The following is a 1,495-nucleotide window of genomic DNA, read 5'->3' as shown; positions in this document are numbered from 1 at the left end:
GATAAAGTCCATATAATTGTGTAAAAAAAAAGGTCATCTTCATGATCCGTGTTAAAATGTTTTCGACCAAGAAACCACTTTACGGAGGTATGAAGATGACCCAAATTAATATTACTATAAACCTGGATGATCTCAAAGCGAAAGTCGAAAGCAGTTCCCTGGAATCACCTGTAAAAGCTTCCCTTGCCCTGCTCCTCAATTCCCTGATGAATAAGGAGCGGGATGAGTATATCAATGCCCTTCCTCATGAAAGGACTGAAGAACGCCGGGGCCACCGAAACGGGTTCTACGAGCGTGAACTTCTCACAGGTGTTGGCTCTCTCACGCTTAAAGTCCCTCGCACACGAGATGGCGAGTTCTCTACAACTATTTTTCGAAAATACAAGAGATGCGAACAGTCGCTCATCCTGTCCATGATCGAGATGGTGGTCAACGGTGTCTCCACACGCAAGGTGACAAAGATTGTGGAGGAGCTATGCGGGACAAGTGTGTCCAAATCCCTGGTCTCAAACCTGGTTAAGGAACTCGATCCCGAAATCAATGCCTGGAGAAACCGTCCCCTGAATGCTCATTACTATCCCTATGTCTATGTGGACGCCATGTACATCAAAGTTCGTGAGAACAATAGGGTAGTTTCAAAGAGCGTCCATGTTGCCTGCGGGGTCAACGAAAAGGGACAGCGGGAAATCCTTGGCCTGAAAATAAACCATACCGAATCCACTGAAAGCTGGGGTTCTTTCTTTGACTATCTGAAATCGCGTGGCCTTCAGTCCCCAAAGCTTGTTATTTCCGACGCCCATGGCGGGCTTGTCTCTGCAATCAGGGAAAACTTTGTCGGGACTTCATGGCAGAGGTGTACTGTCCACTTCCTGCGCAACATCGTTGAGTCCCTTCCGAAAAAAGGTTCGGAAGAAGCCCGCGCAGAACTCCGGGACATGTTTCAGAATTCCGATCTCGACGTTGCCAGGGAGCTGAAAGCGCGTTTTATCGAAAAGTACCAGAACGCCAAAGGGTACGGGAAGTCAGTTGAAAAACTTGATGCCGGCTTCGAAGATGCCATCCAGTTTCATTCACAGCCGGTTGGCCATCATGTCAAAATCCGCACCACCAATATGCTTGAACGCCTTAACCGTGAAATCCGAAGGAGGGAGAAGGTTATTCAAATCTTCCCCAATGACCAGTCGGCTGCCAGGCTCATTGGCGCTGTATTGATGGACATGGATGAGGAGTGGTCAAAAAAGAGAAGCTTATACCTATCTATGAAAAAATAGCTCGCCCCTGGAAACAGTTAGGCCTCATTTCGATTTGACATTGAGCCTCCAGCGGGCATGACTTTTCAGCCAGGAAGCCAGATCCTTAAGGACCTGGCTGGCCCTCCAGGCTACCATGCCCGCCTCTCAATGTAAAATCGAAACGGTTTTGTTCACGTATTCAGTATCTTTTAATTCGGTTGAAATCGTGCTTAACACTTTTACACAAAAATATGGACTTGACT

Annotated in this window: 1 protein-coding gene; it reads left to right on the top strand. The window is 47.4% G+C overall.

What is annotated here, in order from left to right:
* Window positions 1-95: 95 nt before the first annotated feature.
* Window positions 96-1,271 carry an IS256 family transposase gene (locus RB160_RS23885; protein ID WP_316572953.1) on the top strand — a complete coding sequence of 392 codons (1,176 nt, stop codon included), beginning with the start codon at window positions 96-98 and terminating at the stop codon, window positions 1,269-1,271.
* Window positions 1,272-1,495: the final 224 nt, after the last annotated feature.

Source organism: Neobacillus sp. YIM B06451 (assembly GCF_032667185.1).
In the GTDB taxonomy this organism is placed as follows: Bacteria; Bacillota; Bacilli; order Bacillales; family Cytobacillaceae; genus Bacillus_D.
This window is presented reverse-complemented; position numbering and strand designations above follow the sequence as displayed.